Source organism: Jutongia hominis (assembly GCF_014384965.1).
Taxonomy (GTDB): Bacteria; Bacillota; Clostridia; order Lachnospirales; family Lachnospiraceae; genus Butyribacter; species Butyribacter hominis.
In genome coordinates this window covers 56,259-79,192 of the sequence record NZ_JACRSW010000015.1, presented here as the reverse complement: position 1 = coordinate 79,192, position 22,934 = coordinate 56,259, and the positions used below count along the sequence as shown (strand labels likewise).

The following is a 22,934-nucleotide window of genomic DNA, read 5'->3' as shown; positions in this document are numbered from 1 at the left end:
TACTATTGTTCCAGAAAACTTTCTACCATCTTTTTGCCTTCCGGTGTCAGGATGGATTCCGGATGAAACTGTACACCGTATATTTCATATTCTTTATGTCTGACTGCCATGATCTCGCCGTCCTCGGTAACAGCTGTTACCTGTAAACAACCCGGAATCGTATCTTTTAATGCGATCAGCGAATGATATCTTGCCACCTGCGTGCAATGTTTGGTATGTTCAAAAAGTTTGCATTGATTATCTACTGTCACAACAGACATCTTGCCATGCATCAATTCCTTTGCATAAGAAACCGTTGCACCAAAGACTTCGCAGATTGCCTGATGTCCTAAGCATACTCCGAGGATCGGAACTTTTCCTTTGAAATAAGCAATGGCTTCTTCACACATTCCGGCATCTTTTGGTTTTCCCGGTCCCGGAGAAATGATAATATGGGATGGCTGCATTTTCTCAATCTCTTCTACGGTATATTCATCATTTCGGATGACTTTGATATCCGGGTTGATACTGCCGATCAACTGGTACAGGTTATAAGAAAAACTATCATAATTATCAATTAGAATTATCATTTACATCTCCTCCTGACCTTCTTTAACAGCATTCATAACTGCTTTTGCTTTGTTGATACATTCCTGATATTCCTTTTCGGGAACGCTGTCTGCTACGATTCCGGCACCGGAACGAACAAAGACTTTTCCGTTTTTCTTAAATGCGGTACGGATCGCAATGCAGGTATCAAGGTTTCCGGTAAAGTCAATATATCCGATCGCTCCGCCATAAATACCACGCTTATTATTCTCTAACTCGTTGATGATCTCCATTGCACGGATCTTTGGTGCACCGGATAATGTTCCTGCCGGAAGTACCGCATCCACGGCATCCAGACTGCATTTATCTTCCCGGATCATTCCTTTGACGGTAGATCCGATATGCATTACATGGGAATATTTTAAAATATCCATATAATGCTCCACTTCCACGCTTCCAAACCGGCTAACCTTTCCGATATCATTTCTTCCGAGGTCCACCAGCATATTGTGTTCGGAACGTTCTTTTTCATCGGCAAGAAGTTCTTCTTCCAGTTTCTGATCTTCTGCGGCTGTCTTGCCTCTTGGTCTTGTTCCTGCAAGCGGGAAGGTATGCAGGGTACCTTTATCTAACTTAACCAATGTCTCCGGTGAAGCTCCTGCAACTTCGATATCATCGCTGCTGAAATAAAACATATATGGTGATGGATTGATCGTTCTTAGTCTGCGATATGCATTCAGAAGGCTGCCTTCATAATCGGCTTCAAGTCTGTTTGACAAAACAACCTGAAAAATATCACCTTCATAAATATAATGCTTTGCTTTTTCTACCATCTTGCAATACTCTTCTTTAGAAAACAGCGGACGAAACTCCGATGTGATCTTTCCGGGTACGATTGATATTTCTTTCCCGGTACGGATCAATGCAATGATCTGATCGATCTCATTTAAGCATCTTTCGTATTCTTCTTCGAGATTTTCTACTCTTGCATTTGCAATGATATAGATCATCTGGTGCATGTTGTCAAACGCAATGACTTTATCAAAAAGCATCAGATCCACATCTTTGAAACCTTCTTCGTCATCTGCATCCAGATTTAACTTTGGCTCACTGTACTTGACGTAATCATACGAAAAATAACCGACCAGACCACCTGTAAAAGTAGGAAGTCCTTCTATCTTTGGACTGTCATACGCTTTTAAGATTTCTTTGATCTTTTCTCCGGGATGTGCTACCGGAAGCGTTTCGCATTTGCCATTTCGTATGGTCATTTGTCCGTTCGTACAAGTGATCTCCAGCTTAGGATCATATCCTAAGAATGTATATCTGCCCCATGTCTCCTGGTTCTCTACACTTTCTAACATATAGCAATGACTACTGACACCTTTTAAGATCCTTAACACTTCCATCGGTGTTTTGATGTCTGACATGATCTTTTTATATACAGGTACGACCTGATACCCTTGTGCTGCCTTTTTTGTCTCTTCGAATGTCATATTCATCCTCCATTCCCGGCTTCTGATCGTAAAAACAATCTGCCGCTTTGCTGCTTTGCCGCCAGAGTATTGCTTCCACTTTTTCCTTTTCATGTTATAAAAATGTAACGTCAACACATTGCAAGATGTATGGCTATAAACAAATTCCTTTTTGATCAAACAAAAAAGTCCCTGACTGACATTAATAAACTAATATCAGTCAAGGACGGTTAATCTTATCTATTATCCGCGGTGCCACCTTGCTTCGTGGTATACTTCCACACTCTTAGCGAAATACTATCATATTTCCGGCAACTAACGTATGCCCTACGTCATGGAATACTCAAGTCTGTGACTTTTTGACCATGCCCTCAGTGGTCCATTTAGTAAACTGCATCTCTACAGGGTTCTCACCATCCCCCACTCTCTTTAAGCGCATCTTTTACTTTTATCTCCACTTCAACGGTTTCAATAACAATATTTAATTTGTTATTATTAAGTATACTCTTCCACTCGGATTTGTCAACAACTTTTTTGTATAATTATTCATCTGTTATTCATTTTCCAGTGTACGATTCCAAAGTCGTGTATCCAGACACTCTTCATAAGCATCCGCTGCCGCATCATATTCTTCTTCATCGTCAATATCTTCTAATTCAAAATCGTCATTGCCAAGATCTTTGACACGGAAAACATAATATTCTGTCACATTCTCCACATCACCGGGAATCAATGCTGCATACATCTGATCCTTTACCATATACATCTCATCCACATAAAACGGTTTTTCTTTTCCATCTTCATCTACTAATGTGACCATTGTTTCTTCAAATTCATATTTCTTCTCTGCCATGCTTGTCCTCCTGCTTTTCATTCTTTATTTCTTACTGTTATTGTTGTGCATTTCTGCTATTTTTCTATTTTGCTATTGTTATTACGCTTTTTCTTTTTCTTGTTGTTATTGTGCATTTCTGCTATTTTTCTATTTTGCTCTTGTTATTGTGCATTTCTGCTATTTTTCTTTTTTGCTATTGTCATTACACAATTTCTGTTATTTTTCTTTTTTGCACATTGCCTTTATTACAAAGATAGCACTCTCTAAAAAGAGAGTGCCACGGTACATACATAAATGGTGTTCTGTACTGTTTTGATCTCTACACTTTATTCTACTGTTACTACTTTCGCTAAGTTTCTTGGCTTATCAACATCCAATCCTTTATCCATAGATACATAATATGCCAAAAGTTGTAAGGCTGCTGATGCCGGAAATACCATAAACTCATCTTCCATAGCCGGAAGTTCAAAAACATCTGCGTATTCTGCATCTGCCAGATCAAAGTCTTCTTTCACAAAGACAACCACGCTTGCGCCTCTTGACTGCACTTCGCGGATATTAGAAAGTTCCTTTTCTTTTAACTTTGACTGTGTCACAGTTGCAACAACCGGCGTATTCTCAGTGATCAGAGCAATGGTTCCATGCTTTAATTCTCCTGATGCATACGCTTCGGTATGAATATAAGAAATTTCTTTTAACTTCAACGCACCCTCTAATAAGATCGAATAGTCTAAGCCTCTTCCGATCATAAATGCATCTTTCGCGTCTAACATTTCTCTTGCGATCTTATGAATGTCATGCTTTTGGTCAAGAACTTCCTGCATCTTATCCGGTGCTTTTGTTAAGCTGTCTAAATATGCTTTCTCTGTAGCATCATCAAAGATCCCACGTACTTTTGCCATACGTCCGACTAAAAGGAACAATGCCATTAACTGCGTTGTATATGCTTTTGTACTGGCTACTGCAATCTCCGGTCCTGCAACCGTATACATAACATAATCGCTTTCGCGTGCGATCGAAGAGCCTTTAACATTGATAACCGCAACGCTCTTAGCACCTTTCTTTCTCGCATATTTTAATGCTTCTAATGTATCGATCGTTTCACCTGACTGTGATATTGCAAGCACTAAAGTCTTTTCGTCAATAACAGGATCTGAGTACATAAATTCCGATGCATATTCTACATTCATATGCATACCAAGCTTTGACTGTACCAATGCTTTTGCCACAAGACCTGCATGCATTGCAGTTCCGCAGGCAACTACACATACTCTTTCACAGTCTTTTAAGATTTCATCCGGCACACCATCGGCTGACAGATCGATCTTGCCATTTACCACACGGCTTTGCATCGTCGCCCTTAATGCATCCGGCTGCTCCATGATCTCTTTTTCCATATAAAATGGATATTTTCCTTTGCCACCTCTGGTTGTATCCCAGTCAATGTCGATCATATCTGCTTCTACCGGCTTATCATTCAGGTCAAATAATTTAATTTCATCTTTGTGAAGTTCCATAATAACATATTCAGGAACAACCATATATTTGTCTGCTGTCGCACCCAAAGCAACAACATCTGATGCAAGCATTGTTCCATTGTCATTGTAAGCTGCCACGATCGGGCTTACATTACGGATCGCATAGATGACATCCGGCTGATCGGTAAACATGATCACAAGTGCAAAAGTTCCTTTTAAATATTTTACCGTCTTACGGATCGCTTCATGCGGATCCCCCTGATAGAAACGATTCAATACAGCCGCAACTACTTCTGTATCTGTCTGTGATTTCAGATCTTTGTGAAGCATGAAATGATCTTTTAATTCTTCATAATTCTCTACGATACCATTGTGTACTAAAAGCACATCACCGACGCGATGCGGATGTGCATTCAGATCACTCACTCCACCATGTGTTGCCCAGCGTGTATGACCGATTCCGCAAGTTGAGATCTTCTTATCTTTCGCACAGATCTTACGCAGATCTTTTACACGTCCTGCGCATTTACGCAGCTTTACTTTACCGGTATTAGCATTCATTGTAGCAAGTCCGGCACTGTCGTATCCACGATATTCTAATAATTCCAACGAATCTAAAAGCAGATCCGTAACAGAATTTTTTCCATTATATCCAACAATTCCACACATAATTATTTCCTCTCTTTTGTGACAGTCTTTTTGAGAAATAAAATATCTTTCTTTTACTGTCACTACTCTTTCTATAGCATATGCTTTTTATTTTTCTTGTTTTCACGATCACTTTTGTTTCTTTGTGATCTGTTGGTAAAACGTGATTTCGCTCTTTATCTGCACGTACTGCCAACCGTTTTCCCGTTATATTGAATTTGTTTTGCAGTTACCTGCATATTTGCCAATATATCCGCAGCGGGAACTACGAAAGGGCATCCGCCGAATTTTCGATCACCCTTTTCCTCGTCAACCTTTTACTCCTATCGACCAATGTAAAAGGTACCTGGCGCTATTTTTATCCTATTATGACAGAACACCATATTTTATTGTCAATGTACCATGATTAATGTACTTGATTCCTATAGAATTGTCAAGAAAAGAAGCCTGTCGATCAAGGAAAAGAAAACCTGTCGATCAAGGAATTTTCATTCCTCCCAACGAAAAAAACAGCAATGTATAAGCAAACGTTTACTGTATGCCCATGCATTGCTGCGAAAAGGTTTTTTTTTCGTGATAGTCTTTTATGCTGTTGATTTCTTTGTGCTTATTTTTTCTTGCTTATACTATTTGTCTTCTTTGAAACGGACTTTTTTGTATTTGCTTTTTTCTTGTTTGCACTGCTTGTCTTTTTTGCTGTCGATTTCTTTTTACTTGCGGTTTTCTTGCTTGTCTTCTTTGCAATTGACCTTTTCGCACTTGTTTTTTTACTTGCTTTCTTCTTTTTAGAACTCGACTTCTTCTTGCTTGCTTTCTTCTTTTTAGAGCTTGACTTCTTCTTGCTTGCTTTCTTCTTTTTAGAGCTTGACTTCTTCTTGCTTGCTTTCTTCTTTTTAGAACTTGACTTCTTCTTGCTTGTTTTCTTCTTTTTAGACCTTGACTTCTTCTTGCTTGCTTTCTTTGTGCTCTTTTTCTTCGTTTTATCAGCAGTTACTTTCTTTGTAGTAGAATAACCTCCGTAAATTTTTGTGCCTGTTGAATCAATATTGTAGCCACAGACGCGAATATAATAATTAGATTTTGTATTACGGGATATTGATTTCGATGTTGTTTTTAAGGTATATGTTTTTGCTTTCTGATATTTTGCATTAGTACTGACTTGCAACCGGTAGCGGGATGCCCCGGCTATTTTTCCAAAAGAAATTTTCATACTCTTTTTCTTTTTTTGTACCTTCACAGTTGAACCTTTTGTAATACGGACCGCATTCCATTTGGCATATAAGTCTACACTTTTTCTGCCGGCACCGCTCATATTATAGACACGTCCTGTCATCTTCGGTGTCAGATACCAGCCCCCGAAAGTGTAGCCTTGTCGTGTCGGATTTTGCAATTTCCAGCTATCAGTCGCAGCAAATACCGTCCGGTTTCCGGAAACATTATTGCCACCATTTAAATGATAGCGGACTTCATAATTACGAATATTTTTTAATACAGATACAATCACCTGATGTCCCTGTTGCGTCGAAGTAATCTTTAAATAGTAACTTTGTCCTGCACGCATAGAAAGTTCAAAAGCAATTTTTCCTGTTCCGATCGTTCCGCAATATGGATCAATTCGCTGTCCGGCCGCCCAGACTTCATATTGCGCTGTTGTTCCGATGATCGGTTCTATGCATAAAACATACGATGCGTCATCGCCATTCGGTGTAAAACATAAATAATCCTCGTCATTTGCAATTTCTGTACTTACTGCATATTCCTGATTAAAAGACATTGCAAAGGCTGATTGCATCGTATCTCCAAAATCATCCGCTACCTTTGATAGCAATACTTCACCTGCTGTTCCAATCTCCCCATTGATATACAGATAATACGTGGTACTCTGTGTCAGGGAAAAACGGGCATATTGCGCATTTGTAAAAATCCGGTCAAGTCTGCATACACCGGATGCATCATAAATCTGTGCATGAAAAGAAGTTCCGGCATTTACAAAGAATTTTAATTGATAATCCGCCTCTGTCGCAGATGTATCAAATGTATAGAGAGCACCTGACGTTGCTGTCATTGCAACAGAATATAACTGACTGTATACCATAGACTGTGCATCGGACACAGTAAACGGAAAAGAAGGATGCGTCTCTTGTGCACTGACATTGGCATTTCCAAGCAGCATACTAATCACGCAGCTCCATATTATCACCCATGTGATCCATTTTTTTCGATTCATCATTCCATAACCTCCTGTTTTCAAAAAAGTGCGACGCCGATGCGTTACCATGTATATCACACTGCTTTATGATTCATTTCCTGTTCCTCAAGAAAGGCAACGCCAATACGTTGCCTTTGCATAAAAATCCTTATTCTTTTAAAGAAACCCATACCGCAGGACGTATATGACATACTGTATCATTCACATATGTCTTTTTTACGTCACCATCCGCCGAAACATAAGAAGCCTGCATTTTTGTCAAAGGTTCGTCACGCAGCCAGTAATTTTCATCCGATGGAATTACTGCTTTACGATATTGCAAATACTCCTGTTCACTTAATACAAATACCTTTTCCTGCGTCAATGTACCGCTTGCTTTCTTTCCGGTATATTGTTCACAGATCACATTTAATTCTTCTTCTGAAAATTTCACAGGTGCAAATTTTGTATTCAGCCATTTAAATACTTCTGAGTCACGCCATGTAACATCCTGTGTTCTTGCATAAATGCTTTTTTTACTGACTTTTGTATAGACAAGCAGTACTTTGTTACCTTCTTTTGCAGCTATTGTCCATCTTCCGTCACCAAAGATCACACGTTTTCCAACCTGTGTTTCTTTGATCAGCTTACACTCCAGCTTCCATTCCTGCGCTTCTGCTTTATCGCTATCAACGGTCTTTTTTAACAGTTTCAAGGCTTTTTTTTCTTTTCCCTGCTTTAAAGCATCCTGTGCCAATGCATAATAGCACGCATTTTTGTGACCCGTTACGCCCGGAAGATGTCCCGCCTGCTCATAATTTACCAATGCTTTACGATATTGTCCCATCTGTTGGTGAACCATACCTTTTACATACGGACATCCCGGCGTTCTCCAAAAGATCACAGCTAAGACCGCCAGAATACCAAGCACGATCAAACGACGTTTTGCCGCTGCCTTATTTTCAATTTTTATGATCTGCTCTTTACAATGCGTAATGTGCTTTTTTCCTTCTTCTTTATATTCCTCATTCTTAGAAGTTCTCTTAAATTCTTCTATCGTATCGACATAATCACTTTTGACTTTTGCACTCTTTTCTTTCTCTAATGCCTTTTCAAAAGAAGCCTTACTTCCCTTTTTCTCTTCCTGTTCAGCCAGTTTCTGACTGAACGCTGCCTTTTCCCGGCTATCTTTATAATCACCTAATTTTCGAAATTTTCTTGCCGCATTTTTTAATACAGTCACTTTCCGTTCAAAACGTATGATATATGTGAACGAATCCAAAAGACCACAGGCATCACGATATACTTTTTCCTGTCTTTCCGGATCGGTGATAAGCTTTTCTTCCGACATCTGTCTTCCTCCATGTACTATTGCAAAAACTGTCTTTTCTGACTGTTTTCTGCTTCAAAACCAATACTAAAGTTTTACTATACCTATCTTTTGGCATTCTGTCAAATCTAATCGTTTTTTCTCTTTTTTGATCCATGACAAGCTACCCGGTCTTTCAGGTCATTTCCTTAATACGATCACAAATGCTTTCGTATAGTCTTTTGTACTGTTTCGATCCAGATATAAAACGGCACCATGCATTTTTACGATCTTAGAAGCAATACTAAGGCCAAGACCACTGCCGCCTTTGGAATTTCTTGAACTGTCTCCCATCACAAACGGTTCAAAAATGTGCTGTGCCACACTGTCTTCAATCTGCTCTCCGGTATCTCCAAGTACGATCCGGACTTCCTCCTGCTCCTCATCACATTGCATTTTCATCAATATGGATTTTCCTTTTTCAACATGACGCAGTTCGTTAACGATCAGATTAGACAACGCTCTTGAAAACTGAATGCGGTCTAACTCCCAGATAACGGATTCTTCCGGGATATCGAGTTCTACTCCAATCCCTTTTCTCTCAAAATCAGAATAAAATAACGCTATATTTTCACGAAAAAGCTCTGCAAGATCTATTTTTTCTTTGTGTAAAGAAAATCCTTCGGAATCTATCTTAACATATTCGAAAAAAAGCCCGATCAGATCGTCCATTCTTTTTGACTTCTGACAGATTGCATCCAAATATTGTTTTTTCTTCTGTTCATCCTCAACAACATCATCGCGAAGTGCCTGTGCATACCCGGAAATTGTCGTTATCGGTGTTTTCAGATCGTGTGCAATATCAGAAAGCATCAAACTTCTTTTTCTTTCATATTCCATATGTTTTTCTTTTTCTATATTTTTAAAATAATGCAATTCATCATGGATCAATCTTGTAAAGACATACCCGCCTATAATATAAGGAAGGACAGCAACTACCACAAGCAGGATCAAGATTACAAGACAGCCTACATAGTACAAAAGCATACCATCAGACATACTATGCAGATCAAGATTATATTGTGCCGGAAGATAAACTTCAAAACCACTTCCAAGATAATGATAGAAAGTATTGGAAAACCAGGATGGCAACAGAGACATCACTATTCCCATTACCAGCCAAAAAAAGGCGGAATAGACCACACTGGATCCATATCCACCTTGACCAAATTGCTCAAAAACCGGTCCACCGACTTCATTCCGTAAAAAAGGAAATACCATATATGAATATATGATATTAACGAAAATCTCACATATCGCAATTCCCAGAACCACCAGTAAAAAATTTCGTATAATATAAGTGTCTATCTGTTTTTTTCCGTTCATCTCTTTCCTCATTCCTCTTCAAAACGATATCCAAGACCACGCACGGTACGGATATAACGGTTCCCATCCTCTGACAGCTTTGCTCGTAATTTACTGATACATACCATAATATTGTTATCTGCAATAAAATATTCTTCCTGCCAGCCATATTCGTAAATCTGCTGCTTGGTATAAATCTTACCCGGATTGCTCATAAAAAGCTCCATCAGACGATATTCTGTCGATGACAATTCAATCACTTCTTCACCCCTGCGTAAAATACAGCTATCTAAATCCAACGTCAGATCTTTTACTTTTAATATTTTCTTAGCAGCTTTGGAATCATTTGCACCAAGTGAATAAAAACGGCGGATGTTCGAGTTGATCCTTGCCACCGCTTCTAACGGATTAAACGGTTTGCCGATATAATCATCCGCACCAAGATCAAGCCCTAAAATTTTATCATTATCTGTTGTCTTTGCTGATAAAATGATAACCGGAAGATTTCTTTGTTCACGAATCTCTTTTAAAACATGAAATCCGTCTTTCTTGGGCATCATGATATCCAAAATCAGCATAGCAATATCTTTTTCCTTAGCCAGCAGATCCAATGCTTCTTCCCCATCTGCTGCCTCTAACACTTCATATCCTTCTTTTTCCAGATACAAACGAAACAATTCCCTGATCTCTGCTTCATCATCCGCAACAATAATGCGATATCCCATTACCATTTACCCCCTTATCGCGTTCTCTATATTACCACTCATTATATGCTATAACATCATTATCTTATTATTTTCAGCCAATATAAATGTTACCGTATTGCTCGTCCAATCCCTGTAATGTACGGTACAACGATGCATTTGTCAGATGAATATAAGGAGAAGCATAAAATGTACCAACCAGCCCAAGTGTAATACCACTCAAAATACGCCATCCAAGAAAAGAAAGATCCAGCACAAATGCATTCCATTTCTGACCGTGCATCATCTGACTGCTAAGTGCCAATGCCTGTTTTTTGTTCATATCCGGTGTCTGTGCAAGAATATAAGGCACCATACGATACTCATACTTCTTAACGATTCCCGGTATGATAAAAAGAAGTGACCACAAAAATGTATACAGACTCCGAAAGAACATCGTATCAACGACATTGCGGTATTCGTGTTCAAATGCAAAGAACAATTCTTTAAACTTTGGCTTTTTCTCAAATCCCATGCTCATAAAGCGTGCTGCTCCGACCGAAAAAGGATTGCATACAAAAACAATGATCAAAATTGTAAATCCAACTACGATCATTCCCATCACTATAACGGCTATAAAAGAAATCACAATAGCAGGAAATGTTTTTTGAAATTCTTTGCTGTTCTTAAAATCCTTTAGCTTTTGTTTTCCTTTTTTTACTACCTCTGTTTTCTGTGATGCAGAATCCTGCTGCATCACATGAGTCTGTATCAATTCTGTTGACTGGTCACTTAGCATAGAAGGTACACTATCTGTCACAAAGCTTCCACTACACAGAACAGATACAATAAAAGCAACCAAAACCATACGCCAATATTGCATTCCAAGTATGGTTTTGCTTTTCTCTTTTAATTCTCTTCTCGTCCATGCTTTCTCCATAATAATCCTCATTTCCGTTTGTTCTGTAATTATTATCATAGCATAGCAGTCTTATTTAGATGTAGTACAAACCTTAACATTATCTTATATTTATAGTATTAAGCGTGCTGCATGCTTTCTTGCCTGCTGACAATATCTTTCTTATTGCATGCTTTTTCCCTTACTAGCGATATCTTCTGCTGTAAACAGCCCCTGCAAGTTCGGCACTGCTCACTTTGCGTCCCCATTTGATCAAACAGGTATTTCCATAATTACATTCTCCGACCACAACATAACCGCCATGCTTTTCGGTGATGATCACAGAATGACCGCTATAACGGACTACATCACCCGGTTTGCATTTTGCATAACTTGTAAAATTCTTGATCTTAGCACTTCTTCCATATAAAAGATCACTCATTTTCCATGCAAAGCCATAACATTGGTATCCTAAAATTCCATTTGGACAATTGTAATGATTGCAGGTCGTCAGACCATTTCCGATACTATGATCACATGGACGACTCGTGATCGTAGAACTGTTATAAGAACTTTTGCCGGCATGATTCCAATACTTTCCATTTGGAAATTTCTTTTGTAACGAACGGATCCTCTTGGCTAATGAATTCTGACTTGCACTATATGTCTGTAAAACATCACTGAAATTACCGTATACTTTTTTACCGTTATAGATAACAAAAGCACGAACCTTATATTTTGTTGTTTTCTTTTTAGAAACTTTCTTAGAAGTCCATGTCAATGCAGATGGATTACTGACCGTTTTTGCCTTCTTAAAAGAACTTCCACTATTCTTACGATATATCTCATAACCGGAAATTCCATTGACTTTTTTCCATTTTAACTTAGCATTTGTACCGTTTCTTTTTACGGAAATAAAGCTGACTCTTGGCAATGCAACTTTCTTTGTCAAAGTAACAGAGGTCGTGTCACTTTGTGATCCGGTCGCTGCATCGGTTCGATATGCCGCAATCTTATAGCTGTAAGAAATACCCCTTTGGAAGGAAGTATCTTTATAGGTTAATAAGCTGCCCTGTTTATTGGCAACTGTTCCAAGTAATGTATACTCTTTATCATAGCTGCTTTTCCGATAGATATGGTATCCGTTTCCATTACCAAGGCTGATCCATTCCAGACTCAGAGAGGTCGCTGTATATCCCGAAATATTTGCACTTACGATAGAATCATATGGTGTTTCCTGCGTTGTGTTCATACCGGCAGTAGGTGAAGGGCTGCTTGTCGTACTATAATTATACCCTAAAAGGGAAGACCATGTATCATTCAGCCATGATCCCTGCTCTGTCTGTGCTGCCTGAGCTGTTGTCGCCGATAATGGCATTGTAATGCCTAGAATCAAAAGTGCGCACCAAATAATCCATTTTCTACATTTTTTACCCATTCTATTCCCTCCGTCTTACTTATTTTCTTTTAAAGGTTTAATCCCTTGCTTTCATCATATCCGAGTACAATGTTCATACACTGGATCGCTGCACCGGATGCACCTTTTCCGAGATTGTCAAATTGTGAAGACACTACAATGCGATCCTCATTTCCTGTTACATAAATCTTCAGGCCATCCCAGCCTGATAAACCATTGCCCGGTAGGAAACCGCTTTCGGACACTTCATTGTCAAGCGGGCAGACCTGTATAAACGGCTCTCCTTCATAATGCTTTGCCAGGCAGTCACGAACAGATTCAACAGTACTTCCTGCTTTCAGCATATCGGTATATAATGGCACAGATACTACCATACCACTATAATAGTCGTCTATGATCGGTGAAAACAGCGGCAGTCTGTCAATTCCGGTGATCGCTTTCATTTCCTTTAGATGTTTATGCTGCTGTGTCAGAGCATATTCTCTTCCTGATGAAAAGGCTTCCGGACGATCTAAACTCTGATATGCCGCGATCGTATTCTTGCCTGCTCCGCTATAACCCGACAGCGAAAAGCTGCTGACCGGATAATCTTTTGGCAAAATGCCATTTGCAACTAACGGATAGACAACGGAAATAAAGCCTGTCGCATGGCAGCCCGGTACAGCGATCCTTTTTCCTGTTTTGATCTTTTCGCGATGTTCTTTTGATAATTCTGGAAATCCATATGCCCATCCTGCTTCTGTACGATGGGCTGTAGACGTATCTATAATACATACCTGATCATTTTCTACAAGAGAAACCGACTCTCTTGAGGCAGCATCCGGCAGACACAAAAAAGTGATATCCGATGCGTTGATCATCTTCTTTCTCTCTTCAACATCTTTTCTCTTCTCAGGATCGATCTTCAAGATCTCTACATCATCACGATTTGCAAAACGCTCATCAATTCTAAGTCCTGTTGTTCCTGCACTACCATCAATAAATACTTTTGTTTTCATAAATTCATCCTCTTTTCTATTGTGAAACAGATCATTTATTTTGTATCTGTCTTTTGAAATCACGTCAACCTGACAGAACAGCTTTGCATCACGAATAAATATCTGCACATCTGTGTTCGCTTTTGATGTCTCTCTATTATAACACAAACTGTAAGTGTGTAAAGATTTCAAATGTGCGTCTGCTTTGCCGCCATATAGCAGACAAACGGATAACTGCTTTACGCAAATACATTTTTTTGATACTATAAAGACTGCATCACCATAAATAAAATAAAAATAATCAGACATTTGCAAAAAAGTCTTTTCCGAAACCACCAGTATGGAAAAATACGGAAATACATCATATCTTAAAAGATTACACTGTGTTTTAAGTTTCTTATATTTTTTGAAGCACTGTTTCACCTGATAAGAATTTTTAAGATTTTTTCTTTTTTGCCATGATTATGGGCGCTCTCATCTGATATAGGGGCAAGGCCAGTTCTGATGTACATTGCTGTTTGGGAATCTCTAAGCCCGTCGCCACTTGGCTGCTGTTTTTTAGCAGACTATGTGTGCGCTACGTGGCTTTGCGAAGCGAAAGCGTGTCCCAAACAGCAATGCTACTCAGACTGAGTCGCCCCTATAGTTATGACCTGCGCCCAATCAGCAAAAAAGAATAAAAAATCAAAAATTCTAATCAGCTGTCGTGTCTATTCAAAAAATTAAAAGAAACTTAAAACACAAATCAAGAACATGAATATGATACATTTCATTTTTGCCATGCGGATGGTCATCACAGTACAAGAGTGTATTTTACAAATGGCTGAATAGAAATGAGGTTTTTCATGAGACTTAGAAATGTACCGGGATCGCAGGAACGCATCCTAAATGACGCTTTTACAATACAGACTGATGGTGAAAACGGAGAAGATTTCAAGGGATTATGGAATCAGAATTTTTTCAACAATGATCATCCGATCCATATTGAGATTGGTATGGGAAAGGGACAGTTTATCACACAGATGGCAAAAGAAAATCCTGATATAAATTATATCGGAATCGAGAAATATTCGAGTGTTCTGGTTCGTGCCTTAGATAAAAGAGCTGATCTTGAATTAGAAAATCTCCGTTTTATGCGAATGGATGCAGAAGACATCACTTCCTACTTTGCACCGGACGAGATTTCAAAGATCTATCTGAACTTTTCGGATCCATGGCCAAAGGATCGTCATTCAAAAAGAAGATTGACTTCACGCTGCTTTTTGGAACGTTATGACAAGATCTTAACAAAAGACGGATATGTACAGTTCAAAACCGATAACCGACCTTTGTTTGATTTTTCTTTAGAAGAACTGAACGCCATGAACTGGATCAAGGATGAAGTTTCTTTTGATCTGCACAAAGACGGTCCCGCCCCAAATAATGTCATGACGGAGTACGAACAGAAATTCTACGCAGAAGGAAAGCCGATCTGCCGCTTTGTAGCACATCGATAGACAAAAAACGGAAGTAACCGGTCTGTTATTTCCGTTTTTTAATTCTACTTTTTTATACTGCCTGTTATATGTCCGGCTTTTTGTACTGCCTGTTATATATCTAACCTTTTTCAGACTTTCTATCTTTTCGATTAACTTTCTATTGATTATGGTTCTTCATCAAATTCTTTTAAGGCTTTCACATGCTTTCCTTTCAGCCTGCTATTTAAGAATGTATTACAAAGATATGCAATAACAGCCACAACCGGAACTCCGATAAACATACCGATCACACCAAAATAAGCACCGCCTACCGTAATCGCAAAAATAACCCATATCGGACTCAGACCGGTTGACTGACCAAGCAGTCTCGGTCCGAGAATAATACCATCAAACTGTTGTAAAATAAAAATCATGACTGCAAAGATGATCGCATACTCCCAGTTTGTACAAAGATAGATCAATACACCGGGAACCGCTCCGATAAACGGTCCAAAATAAGGAATCATATTTGTAATGCCTACGATAACGCTTAACAATACCGCATATGGCAGATGTAACAGATTCATTGCAACACAGCAGATACAGCCAATGATCAGCGAATCGATCGCCTTACTGATCAAAAACGCACTAAAGATTCCATTGCATTCACGGCAGGTCTTACAAAGAACATCTCCCTTTTCTTCCGGAAAGATCGCATAAACAACTCTTTTTGCCTCATAACGGAACATATCCTTGCTATAGATCATATAAATTGAAATCACAATACCAAGCAATAGATTGATCAGCCATTTGACAATCGATACCGATACCGAATACAGCATAGGAATTGCATTGCTGACTAAGTTTGTTCCCAGCTTGATCAGATTCGGAACAATATTTTGTAACTGCTCCTCGATCAACTCTGTGTCCAGATCCGGATAGCGTTCCTGCAAATGCACCAGTTCTGCCGTGACGGTCTGATACATTCCCGGAACCTTATTGGTTAATTCCTGAATACTTTGTCCCATTTGAGGAATAACAAAAACGAATGTAACCGCAATAAAACCAAGCACCAAAATATAAGAAATCAGCATCGCAAGTACTTTGGTAAGTTTTGGTTTTCTGCCTTTCGTGATCTTTTGTAACAAACCATCTGTCCTGACCACGATCGGCAATAAAAAGTATGCGATCAGCAAACCCAATATAAACGGAGACAACACTTTTAACAGATTAGAAATAAATGCCGTTGTCGCACTCCAATGCGATACCAGCATATATACTACTATTGCAATAAAAAGCACAAAAAGTACATAACGACAGACTGACATATATTTTTCATTGATCGTGATCCAGCGGATCTTTTTGCCTGCCTTTGCTTCACTTCCCGACTTAGAAGCAGCACTCTTCTCTTGTGTGCCTTTTGCGTTCTGTTTTTTATTCTGATCCTGCAAATCTTTTTCCCGGTCTTTTTGGGAATCTTTTACAGTCTCCGATCCTGCATGATCCTGATATTTCTTTTTATCTTCCAACAATTTTCCCTCCATCCGATAAAGCAAATATATCTGCTATGTTATTTTCCATCAGAATACAAACATCCTTTTAATACTTGCACCTATTATAGCGATTACAAACAAAAAAGTCTATTCAAAATAGACTTTTTCAAAATGTATTTTACTTATCGCAATCTGTCAGCCGGACATCTTTCCGGATTTTTCTATTCTTCAGCATTTCATAAACTGTTCTTCCTGTATATACCGGCTAAACAGTTTATGAATGTTCCCCTTAGGATTTTCTATCACTATCCTTCCTGCTGCTGGTATTTTGCAACTGCCATGCTGCAACTGATCAAAACAATGAAAAACAACAGCTCCATACCCATACCACGAAGGATCTGACTCTGAATATGACCACTAATATCTGCATGTTTTGCAAGCAGATCATTGACAGTTTCAAACCAGTAGATTGGTAGAAATCTTGCAATATGCACGATCCCATCCGGCATATATTGTATCGGTACAAAGACACCGCATAAGAAACAAAACGCCAGAGAAATCGGTGTCACAATGATCGATACCTGCTGTCGGTTTTTGACAAACAACCCGACAAGAAAAGAAATAGCTAATGATATCAGCATAACAAGAAAACTGTTCAAAAAATAATACCAGAGATTTGGTGCTGTCACAAGTTTCCTGCCATGTATTGCAAATGCCAAAAGCATTGTAACAGCATAAAGTATACAACCGATCATTAAAAACACAAAAATAGATGTTATATTTTGTGAAAATAAGCTGACACTCGATGCATTCAGGCGCATTTTCACATTTTTGTTGCGAAATTCTACCAGCAATGTCCCCAAAATCGTACATAAGACGGCTAACATCAGATATGGATAAAAGCGGAAGAACCCGACATAACCAGCTTCCTGCCCTCCATTTCCATTGATATTTTCCATATGAACTTTGCTTTGCGGCTGTTTTGCGACTTTGTCATAACTTTCTGAAACGCTGTATCCGGCATCATAATATTGCTTCATGTTCTGCACCAGACGATTTAATTGTGCTTCCACATACATTCCATTATATTCTCCGGGATTTTGTGTATATTCGATCCCGCCACCTTTTCCTGACAGTGTATCTTTCTCAAATCCTTTTTGTATACACACAACAAGTTTGACATCCTCATAATAAAGCCTTTCTTGCAAGGCAGACGGATCATAGGACGCTTCTGTTACATGATGGTTCTTTTTTAAGAAACGTACTACTTCCTCAGAACATTCGCTCCGATCGCAATCTACAACTGCAATATTCAGCTTCGTTGCCGTAAATGAGCTAAACTTTCCGTTCCTTGACATTCCCATTGCAACAGCGATCCCGGTAAATATAGTAAAATAAACTATGATCCCTTTGATATTTCTCTTAGCAAGCAGCATATAACCTTTAAATACTGTCATAGCGAACCCTCCTTGTCAAAAAGAATACTATAGCAATACATAAAGCTCCCATTAGAAGCATGATTGCAACATCCTGACGGTAACGTGCCACATCAGGATATACCGCAACGCTGTACAACGCATCGGTGATCAGGGCTGACGGGTTGATCCGGTTAAGGATCGGACAATATTTTTCGATCAGTCCTTTGATTCCGCTTACCATAAGACCGGATAAGAATGTAGTGCCAAGGCTGACCGAAAGAATGATCGCTACTTTGACATCTTCACCCCATTTTCCGATACTGCCAACCAAAAGTCCCATGGAAGCTCCGATCAGACAGCCGGCAAATGTGATCAAAAGGATCGGTGCAGGATTGTTTCCAAAATCTTTCTTTAAACCAAAGACCAGATAGACAAGAAACAATACGACAAAAACATAATCAACTAAGATCACCATTGCAATATCAGCCAATGCCATTTTCATTTTGGACGTACTGCTCACACAGCGTCTTGCCGCAACTGCTTTTACATTGGCTTGCAAACGAATGGCTGCCTCCATGCCTAAAAAGCATCCAAACATACATGCCATTGCCACCGCAGAAAAGAAATACTGAATCATTCCATCCACTTTCTTACCACTCAGCGTCACTTCTTTTACCGTTGCACTTTTTAGTACATTTTTTCCAATCTTCTGCGTGACGGCAGCAAGCTGTTGCGGTTTTTCTTTAAGGATTGTTTTCAAATACGCTGCCTGGCTGTCATAGCTTTCCATCAAAGATTGTAAAACACTTTCCGGCACGCCATTTCCTGCTACCGTCAGGCTGACATCTTCTCCTAACAGATAATATCCGGCAATCTTTTCTGACTTTAATTTCCGATCGGCTTCTTTTTGATCCATTGTAGAAACAGCGAGCAGATCATTATCTTCTTTTTGTACCTCTTTTAAAAATTTTTGAAACGTCTGTGCCGTCTGCCCATCTCTTTTGACTACAACCGCTGTCTGTATCTGGTCTAAACTGTCGTTCATATGACCAAAAGATACTTCAAAAAGAGTTGCGAGAATAAATGGAAAGCACAATGCCCAAAAAATAGTCACCCGGTCACGCAATATACGTAAAAGACTATATTTAATCATTCTATCGTTCTCCTTTTTCCTGATAATTTCTATTATCTGCTTTTCTATGTATGTCCTTTAATCACGTAAGCTCTTCCCTGTAATTTCTAAGAATACATCATTTAATGTAGGCAGTTCTGAGTACACTCTGCCAAAGCAAATCGTTTGCTCTTGTAGATATTGCAAAAGTTTTACAATATTATGATCCGTTCCATCAAATCGTACTAAAAGAACCTGTTCCTGATAATCCACTGCATAAACCTGCTCCATCTGTCTGATATGCTCAAGCTGCTGATCGCTTAGGGCAGCTTCTTCTACAGTAATCTTTTCGCCTGTTCGGATCATTTGTTTTAACTCTTCTTTGGTTCCTTTTGCGATGCATTGTCCATGATCTAAAATGGCAATCTGTGTGCAGATCTGCTCTACTTCTTCCATATAATGTGAAGTGTAAATGATCGTTGCTCCTGTCTGATTCAATTTGCGGATTCCTTCTAATATATGATTACGGCTCTGCGGATCGACTGCCACTGTCGGCTCATCCATAAAAATGATCTCCGGCTTGTGTGCAATACCACAGGCAATATTTAATCTTCGCAGCAGTCCGCCCGATAATTGCTTCGGATACATTTTTTTGTAATCATTTAATCCAACAAATGTGATCGCATCTTCAACATATTCTTTCCTCTTTTTTCTGTCTGGCAAATACAAACCACAGAAATAATCAATATTTTCCTGTACCGTAAGCTGATCAAAAACGGCAACTTCCTGTGGCACAATGCCAATCTTTCTTTTCAGATCATAACTTTCGGGTGTCATCTTTTCACTACAGATCGTAATTTCACCTTTGTCATATCTTAAAAGTGCAAGAATGCAGCCGATCGCTGTTGTTTTCCCACATCCGTTCGGACCTAGCAGTCCAAAGATTTCTCCCTTTGCAATCTCAAGATCCAGATGATCTAAGGCAACCAGATTGCCATATCGCTTTACTAAATTCTCAATTTTTATCATATTTGCACTCATTCCTTCCATGATGTTGTGATACTTTGGTCTTTTATTCCACTTGCCGGTATACTTTGTTCTTTTTGCACTTCCGGCTTGTATTTCACTTACCAGCATGCGTTTTTCTTTATGACACCTTTATTATATCGTCTTGTATCATATAAAAATAGTTCTAAGTGTCACAACTTCCATGTGACAAATGTCATAAAGTCACCGCCTGGCACCCCTTCCCTCTATACAATTCCTGTATCCTGACATTCCCTACAATCATTTCTATGCATATCTCCTATCTACAGCCGGCATTTCAAATAATTGACAGACACGTCCCCCACATGATAAGCTGAAATTCCAAAGACATTTGCAAAACACACTATATTGCATTGAGACCATCCTCACACTTGCAAATATTACAATGCGTCATATCCTTAGAGTCCGAATTGTGTTTCTATTTCTTTTTATTTTTTGAAGCACTGTTTCGCCTGATAAGAATTTCTGGGATTTTTTGCTTTTTTGCTTTTGATTATGGGCGCTCTCATCTGATATAGGGGCAGGACCTGTCTGATGTACATTGCTGTTTGGGAATCTCAAAGCCCGTCGCCACTTGCGCTGCAAAAAGAGCATTTGCTTTTTGCAGTGCTATGTGTGTGCTACGTGGCTTTGCGAAGCGGGAGCGTGTCCCAAACAGCAATGCTACTCAGGCTGAGTCGCCCCTATAGTTATGAACCGCGCCCAATAAGCAAAAAAGCTTAAAAAATCAGAAATTCTAATCAGCCGTCGTGTCTATCCAAAAAATAAAAAAGAAATAGAAACACAAATGAAATCTACTAATATGACGCATCTCATTTCTTTGTTGTGAGGATGGTCATCACAGTACGGTGGTATGTTTTGCAAATGTTTGTGGAACTTAAGATATGAGGAGGGGTTGCATTGCGCATTTTTATTAGTCATTTTCTGCTTTTTTGCTTTTGCTGTACAATGTTTTTTCAGATATGCAGCAACAACATTGCCATAATCGCTATGCTTTGTTCCCTTTTTGTATTGTCGTTATCTTATTTTTTTAATCAGACAAATGTTTTCCTGCTGCTGTTTGCTCTTTATGCTGTTTTGGCATTATTTCAAAAAGAATTCGTCATCTTTTTTCCTATGCTGACATTTTCCATTACATATAAAAAGTGCTTTGTCCCTCTGCCACTCCTTGCAATCGGTATTCTGTATCAGTTCCATGCCGATTCTCTCCTGCTGTTTCTTTCCCTTTTACAAAACGGAACCGCTTTCTGGATCGCTATATTGATAAGAAAACTCGAAGGATTACAACAGCAATACTTTTCTCTTCGCGACGATACAACTGAGCACGATATTCTTTTAAGAGAGCGAAACCAGACTTTGCTTAAAAATCAGAATTATGAGATCCATAATGCCACCTTGCAGGAGCGAAACCGCATTGCCCGCGAGATCCATGATAACGTCGGGCATATGCTGACCAGAGCGATTCTGCTGCTTGGTGCGGTCAAAACGATAAATCAGGATCAGAAGATAACGGATTCCCTGACTCTTTTAGAAGATACATTAACGCAGACAATGGATAATATCCGATCGAGTGTACATAACCTGCATGACAACTCGATTGATTTGCAAAAAAGCTTACATAGTCTGATTCAGAATTATACTTTTTGTAAAGTAAATTTGAAATATGATATCGAATCGGAGCTGCCTGCCAATATCCGCTATACATTTCTGTCGATCGTAAAGGAAGCTCTTACAAACACCGCCAAACACAGCAATGCAACCCGTATTGATATCTCATTGCGGGAACATCCGGCTTTCTATCAGTTGATCACACAGGATAACGGAAGCAGTGAAAATGTACAAAAATGGTCTGACCACACTTCCGGAATCGGTATGATCAATATGCAGGAACGGGTACAAAATGCCAATGGTATGATACAGATTACTGCCAGGAATGGTTTTCGCATTTTCATTTCAATACCGAAAAAGGAGGAAAAAAATGATACAGATCGTGATCGTAGATGATGATATTCTTGTAACGACAGCATTAAAAACAATTTTAGAAAGCAATGACGATATTGAAGTTGCAGCAATCGGACAGGATGGCAAAGATGCTATTGCTCTTTACCTCAAATACCATCCCGATATTTTATTAACCGATATTCAGATGAAAGAAGTTGATGGATTACAAGCCACCGAAGAAATCTTAAAACAGGACAAAGATGCCAAAATACTTCTTCTGACTACTTTTAATGATGATGAATATATTATCAAAGCATTACAGATCGGTGCGAAAGGTTACTTATTAAAGCAGGATTATAACAGCATTTATCCTGCTTTAAAAGCCGTCAAAAGCGGTCAGAGTGTCTTTGGAACAGAAGTAATCTCCAAGCTGCCTGACTTTTTACAACAAAAATCTTCTTTTGATTATTCTGCATATGCTATTTCCAAAAAGGAATTACAGATCATTGAATTGATTGCTGACGGACTCAGCAATAAAGAAATTGCGGCTCAGCTCTTTCTAAGTGAAGGAACTGTCCGCAACTATCTGAGTCATATATTAGAAAAATTAGAACTGCGTGACCGCACACAGCTTGCTGTCTTTTATTACCAGCATATATAATTATG

At 39.0% G+C, this 22,934-nt stretch carries 18 protein-coding genes; 3 read left to right on the top strand and 15 right to left on the bottom strand.

Translation table 11 applies throughout. The features are described from left to right. Positions 1-2: 2 nt before the first annotated feature. The 11 genes from H8700_RS04760 to argC all read right to left on the bottom strand — a co-directional run bounded on the left by H8700_RS04760 (position 3) and on the right by argC (position 13,822). Positions 3-569 (bottom strand): anthranilate synthase component II, encoded by a 567-nt coding sequence (locus tag H8700_RS04760; RefSeq protein WP_022141011.1) that lies wholly within the window; start codon positions 567-569, stop codon positions 3-5. After that, a complete protein-coding gene (gene trpE, locus H8700_RS04755) occupies positions 570-2,030 on the bottom strand; it encodes an anthranilate synthase component I (RefSeq protein ID WP_249303876.1) in 1,461 nt (486 codons plus the stop codon). It abuts the gene before it with no gap. Between the two features lie 526 nt (positions 2,031-2,556). Then, positions 2,557-2,856 carry a DUF1292 domain-containing protein gene (locus tag H8700_RS04750; protein ID WP_022141014.1) on the bottom strand — a complete coding sequence of 100 codons (300 nt, stop codon included), beginning with the start codon at positions 2,854-2,856 and terminating at the stop codon, positions 2,557-2,559. A 308-nt stretch (positions 2,857-3,164) separates the two neighbouring features. Further along, positions 3,165-4,985 (bottom strand): glutamine--fructose-6-phosphate transaminase (isomerizing), encoded by a 1,821-nt coding sequence (gene glmS / locus H8700_RS04745; RefSeq protein ID WP_022141015.1) that lies wholly within the window; start codon positions 4,983-4,985, stop codon positions 3,165-3,167. 586 nt (positions 4,986-5,571) lie between these two features. Next, positions 5,572-7,194 (bottom strand): InlB B-repeat-containing protein, encoded by a 1,623-nt coding sequence (locus tag H8700_RS04740; RefSeq protein WP_249303874.1) that lies wholly within the window; start codon positions 7,192-7,194, stop codon positions 5,572-5,574. A gap of 127 nt (positions 7,195-7,321) precedes the next feature. Continuing rightward, entirely contained in the window at positions 7,322-8,503 is a 1,182-nt protein-coding gene (locus tag H8700_RS04735) for a DUF6273 domain-containing protein (protein WP_249303872.1), read from the bottom strand. 159 nt (positions 8,504-8,662) lie between these two features. After that, positions 8,663-9,847, bottom strand: a complete 1,185-nt coding sequence (locus tag H8700_RS04730; RefSeq protein ID WP_249303870.1) for a sensor histidine kinase — start codon at positions 9,845-9,847, stop codon at positions 8,663-8,665. A gap of 8 nt (positions 9,848-9,855) precedes the next feature. After that, positions 9,856-10,551, bottom strand: a complete 696-nt coding sequence (locus H8700_RS04725; RefSeq protein ID WP_249303868.1) for a response regulator transcription factor — start codon at positions 10,549-10,551, stop codon at positions 9,856-9,858. A 73-nt stretch (positions 10,552-10,624) separates the two neighbouring features. After that, positions 10,625-11,449: a DUF975 family protein gene (locus tag H8700_RS04720; RefSeq protein ID WP_249303866.1), complete on the bottom strand. Its 825-nt coding sequence runs from the start codon at positions 11,447-11,449 to the stop codon at positions 10,625-10,627. A 163-nt stretch (positions 11,450-11,612) separates the two neighbouring features. Further along, entirely contained in the window at positions 11,613-12,845 is a 1,233-nt protein-coding gene (locus H8700_RS04715; RefSeq protein WP_249303863.1) for a fibronectin type III domain-containing protein, read from the bottom strand. Positions 12,846-12,874: 29 nt separating this feature from the next. Next, the gene (argC, locus tag H8700_RS04710) at positions 12,875-13,822 is read right to left on the bottom strand and encodes an N-acetyl-gamma-glutamyl-phosphate reductase (RefSeq protein ID WP_249303861.1); all 948 of its coding nucleotides are present in this window, start codon (positions 13,820-13,822) and stop codon (positions 12,875-12,877) included. Positions 13,823-14,646: 824 nt separating this feature from the next. Here argC and trmB point away from each other — a divergent pair. After that, positions 14,647-15,297 carry a tRNA (guanosine(46)-N7)-methyltransferase TrmB gene (gene trmB / locus H8700_RS04705; RefSeq protein ID WP_022140843.1) on the top strand — a complete coding sequence of 217 codons (651 nt, stop codon included), beginning with the start codon at positions 14,647-14,649 and terminating at the stop codon, positions 15,295-15,297. A 146-nt stretch (positions 15,298-15,443) separates the two neighbouring features. Here trmB and H8700_RS04700 read toward each other — a convergent pair whose 3' ends face one another. The 4 genes from H8700_RS04700 to H8700_RS04685 all read right to left on the bottom strand — a co-directional run bounded on the left by H8700_RS04700 (position 15,444) and on the right by H8700_RS04685 (position 20,309). Next, complete coding sequence (locus H8700_RS04700; protein ID WP_249303859.1) at positions 15,444-16,787, bottom strand: AI-2E family transporter; 1,344 nt, start codon at positions 16,785-16,787, stop codon at positions 15,444-15,446. A 269-nt stretch (positions 16,788-17,056) separates the two neighbouring features. Beyond that, the gene (locus tag H8700_RS04695; RefSeq protein ID WP_249303857.1) at positions 17,057-18,208 is read right to left on the bottom strand and encodes an ABC transporter permease; all 1,152 of its coding nucleotides are present in this window, start codon (positions 18,206-18,208) and stop codon (positions 17,057-17,059) included. Further along, a complete protein-coding gene (locus tag H8700_RS04690) occupies positions 18,195-19,322 on the bottom strand; it encodes an ABC transporter permease (protein ID WP_249303854.1) in 1,128 nt (375 codons plus the stop codon). Before H8700_RS04690 ends, H8700_RS04695 begins: the two co-directional genes overlap by 14 nt. Positions 19,323-19,379: 57 nt before the next feature. After that, positions 19,380-20,309 (bottom strand): ABC transporter ATP-binding protein, encoded by a 930-nt coding sequence (locus H8700_RS04685; RefSeq protein WP_249303911.1) that lies wholly within the window; start codon positions 20,307-20,309, stop codon positions 19,380-19,382. Between the two features lie 918 nt (positions 20,310-21,227). Here H8700_RS04685 and H8700_RS04680 point away from each other — a divergent pair. Then, positions 21,228-22,331: a sensor histidine kinase gene (locus tag H8700_RS04680; RefSeq protein WP_249303853.1), complete on the top strand. Its 1,104-nt coding sequence runs from the start codon at positions 21,228-21,230 to the stop codon at positions 22,329-22,331. Then, positions 22,309-22,929, top strand: coding sequence for a response regulator (locus tag H8700_RS04675; protein ID WP_249303909.1), 621 nt, complete (start codon positions 22,309-22,311; stop codon positions 22,927-22,929). Before H8700_RS04680 ends, H8700_RS04675 begins: the two co-directional genes overlap by 23 nt. The last annotated feature ends 5 nt before the right edge of the window (positions 22,930-22,934 follow it).

Coding starts and splice junctions, on each gene's coding strand:
- H8700_RS04760 (WP_022141011.1), bottom strand. CDS start 569: ATGATAATTCTAATTGATAATTATGATAGTTTTTCTTATAACCTGTAC.
- trpE (WP_249303876.1), bottom strand. CDS start 2,030: ATGAATATGACATTCGAAGAGACAAAAAAGGCAGCACAAGGGTATCAG.
- H8700_RS04750 (WP_022141014.1), bottom strand. CDS start 2,856: ATGGCAGAGAAGAAATATGAATTTGAAGAAACAATGGTCACATTAGTA.
- glmS (WP_022141015.1), bottom strand. CDS start 4,985: ATGTGTGGAATTGTTGGATATAATGGAAAAAATTCTGTTACGGATCTG.
- H8700_RS04740 (WP_249303874.1), bottom strand. CDS start 7,194: ATGATGAATCGAAAAAAATGGATCACATGGGTGATAATATGGAGCTGC.
- H8700_RS04735 (WP_249303872.1), bottom strand. CDS start 8,503: ATGTCGGAAGAAAAGCTTATCACCGATCCGGAAAGACAGGAAAAAGTA.
- H8700_RS04730 (WP_249303870.1), bottom strand. CDS start 9,847: ATGAACGGAAAAAAACAGATAGACACTTATATTATACGAAATTTTTTA.
- H8700_RS04725 (WP_249303868.1), bottom strand. CDS start 10,551: ATGGGATATCGCATTATTGTTGCGGATGATGAAGCAGAGATCAGGGAA.
- H8700_RS04720 (WP_249303866.1), bottom strand. CDS start 11,449: ATGGAGAAAGCATGGACGAGAAGAGAATTAAAAGAGAAAAGCAAAACC.
- H8700_RS04715 (WP_249303863.1), bottom strand. CDS start 12,845: ATGGGTAAAAAATGTAGAAAATGGATTATTTGGTGCGCACTTTTGATT.
- argC (WP_249303861.1), bottom strand. CDS start 13,822: ATGAAAACAAAAGTATTTATTGATGGTAGTGCAGGAACAACAGGACTT.
- trmB (WP_022140843.1), top strand. CDS start 14,647: ATGAGACTTAGAAATGTACCGGGATCGCAGGAACGCATCCTAAATGAC.
- H8700_RS04695 (WP_249303857.1), bottom strand. CDS start 18,208: ATGACAGTATTTAAAGGTTATATGCTGCTTGCTAAGAGAAATATCAAA.
- H8700_RS04690 (WP_249303854.1), bottom strand. CDS start 19,322: ATGATTAAATATAGTCTTTTACGTATATTGCGTGACCGGGTGACTATT.
- H8700_RS04685 (WP_249303911.1), bottom strand. CDS start 20,309: ATGATAAAAATTGAGAATTTAGTAAAGCGATATGGCAATCTGGTTGCC.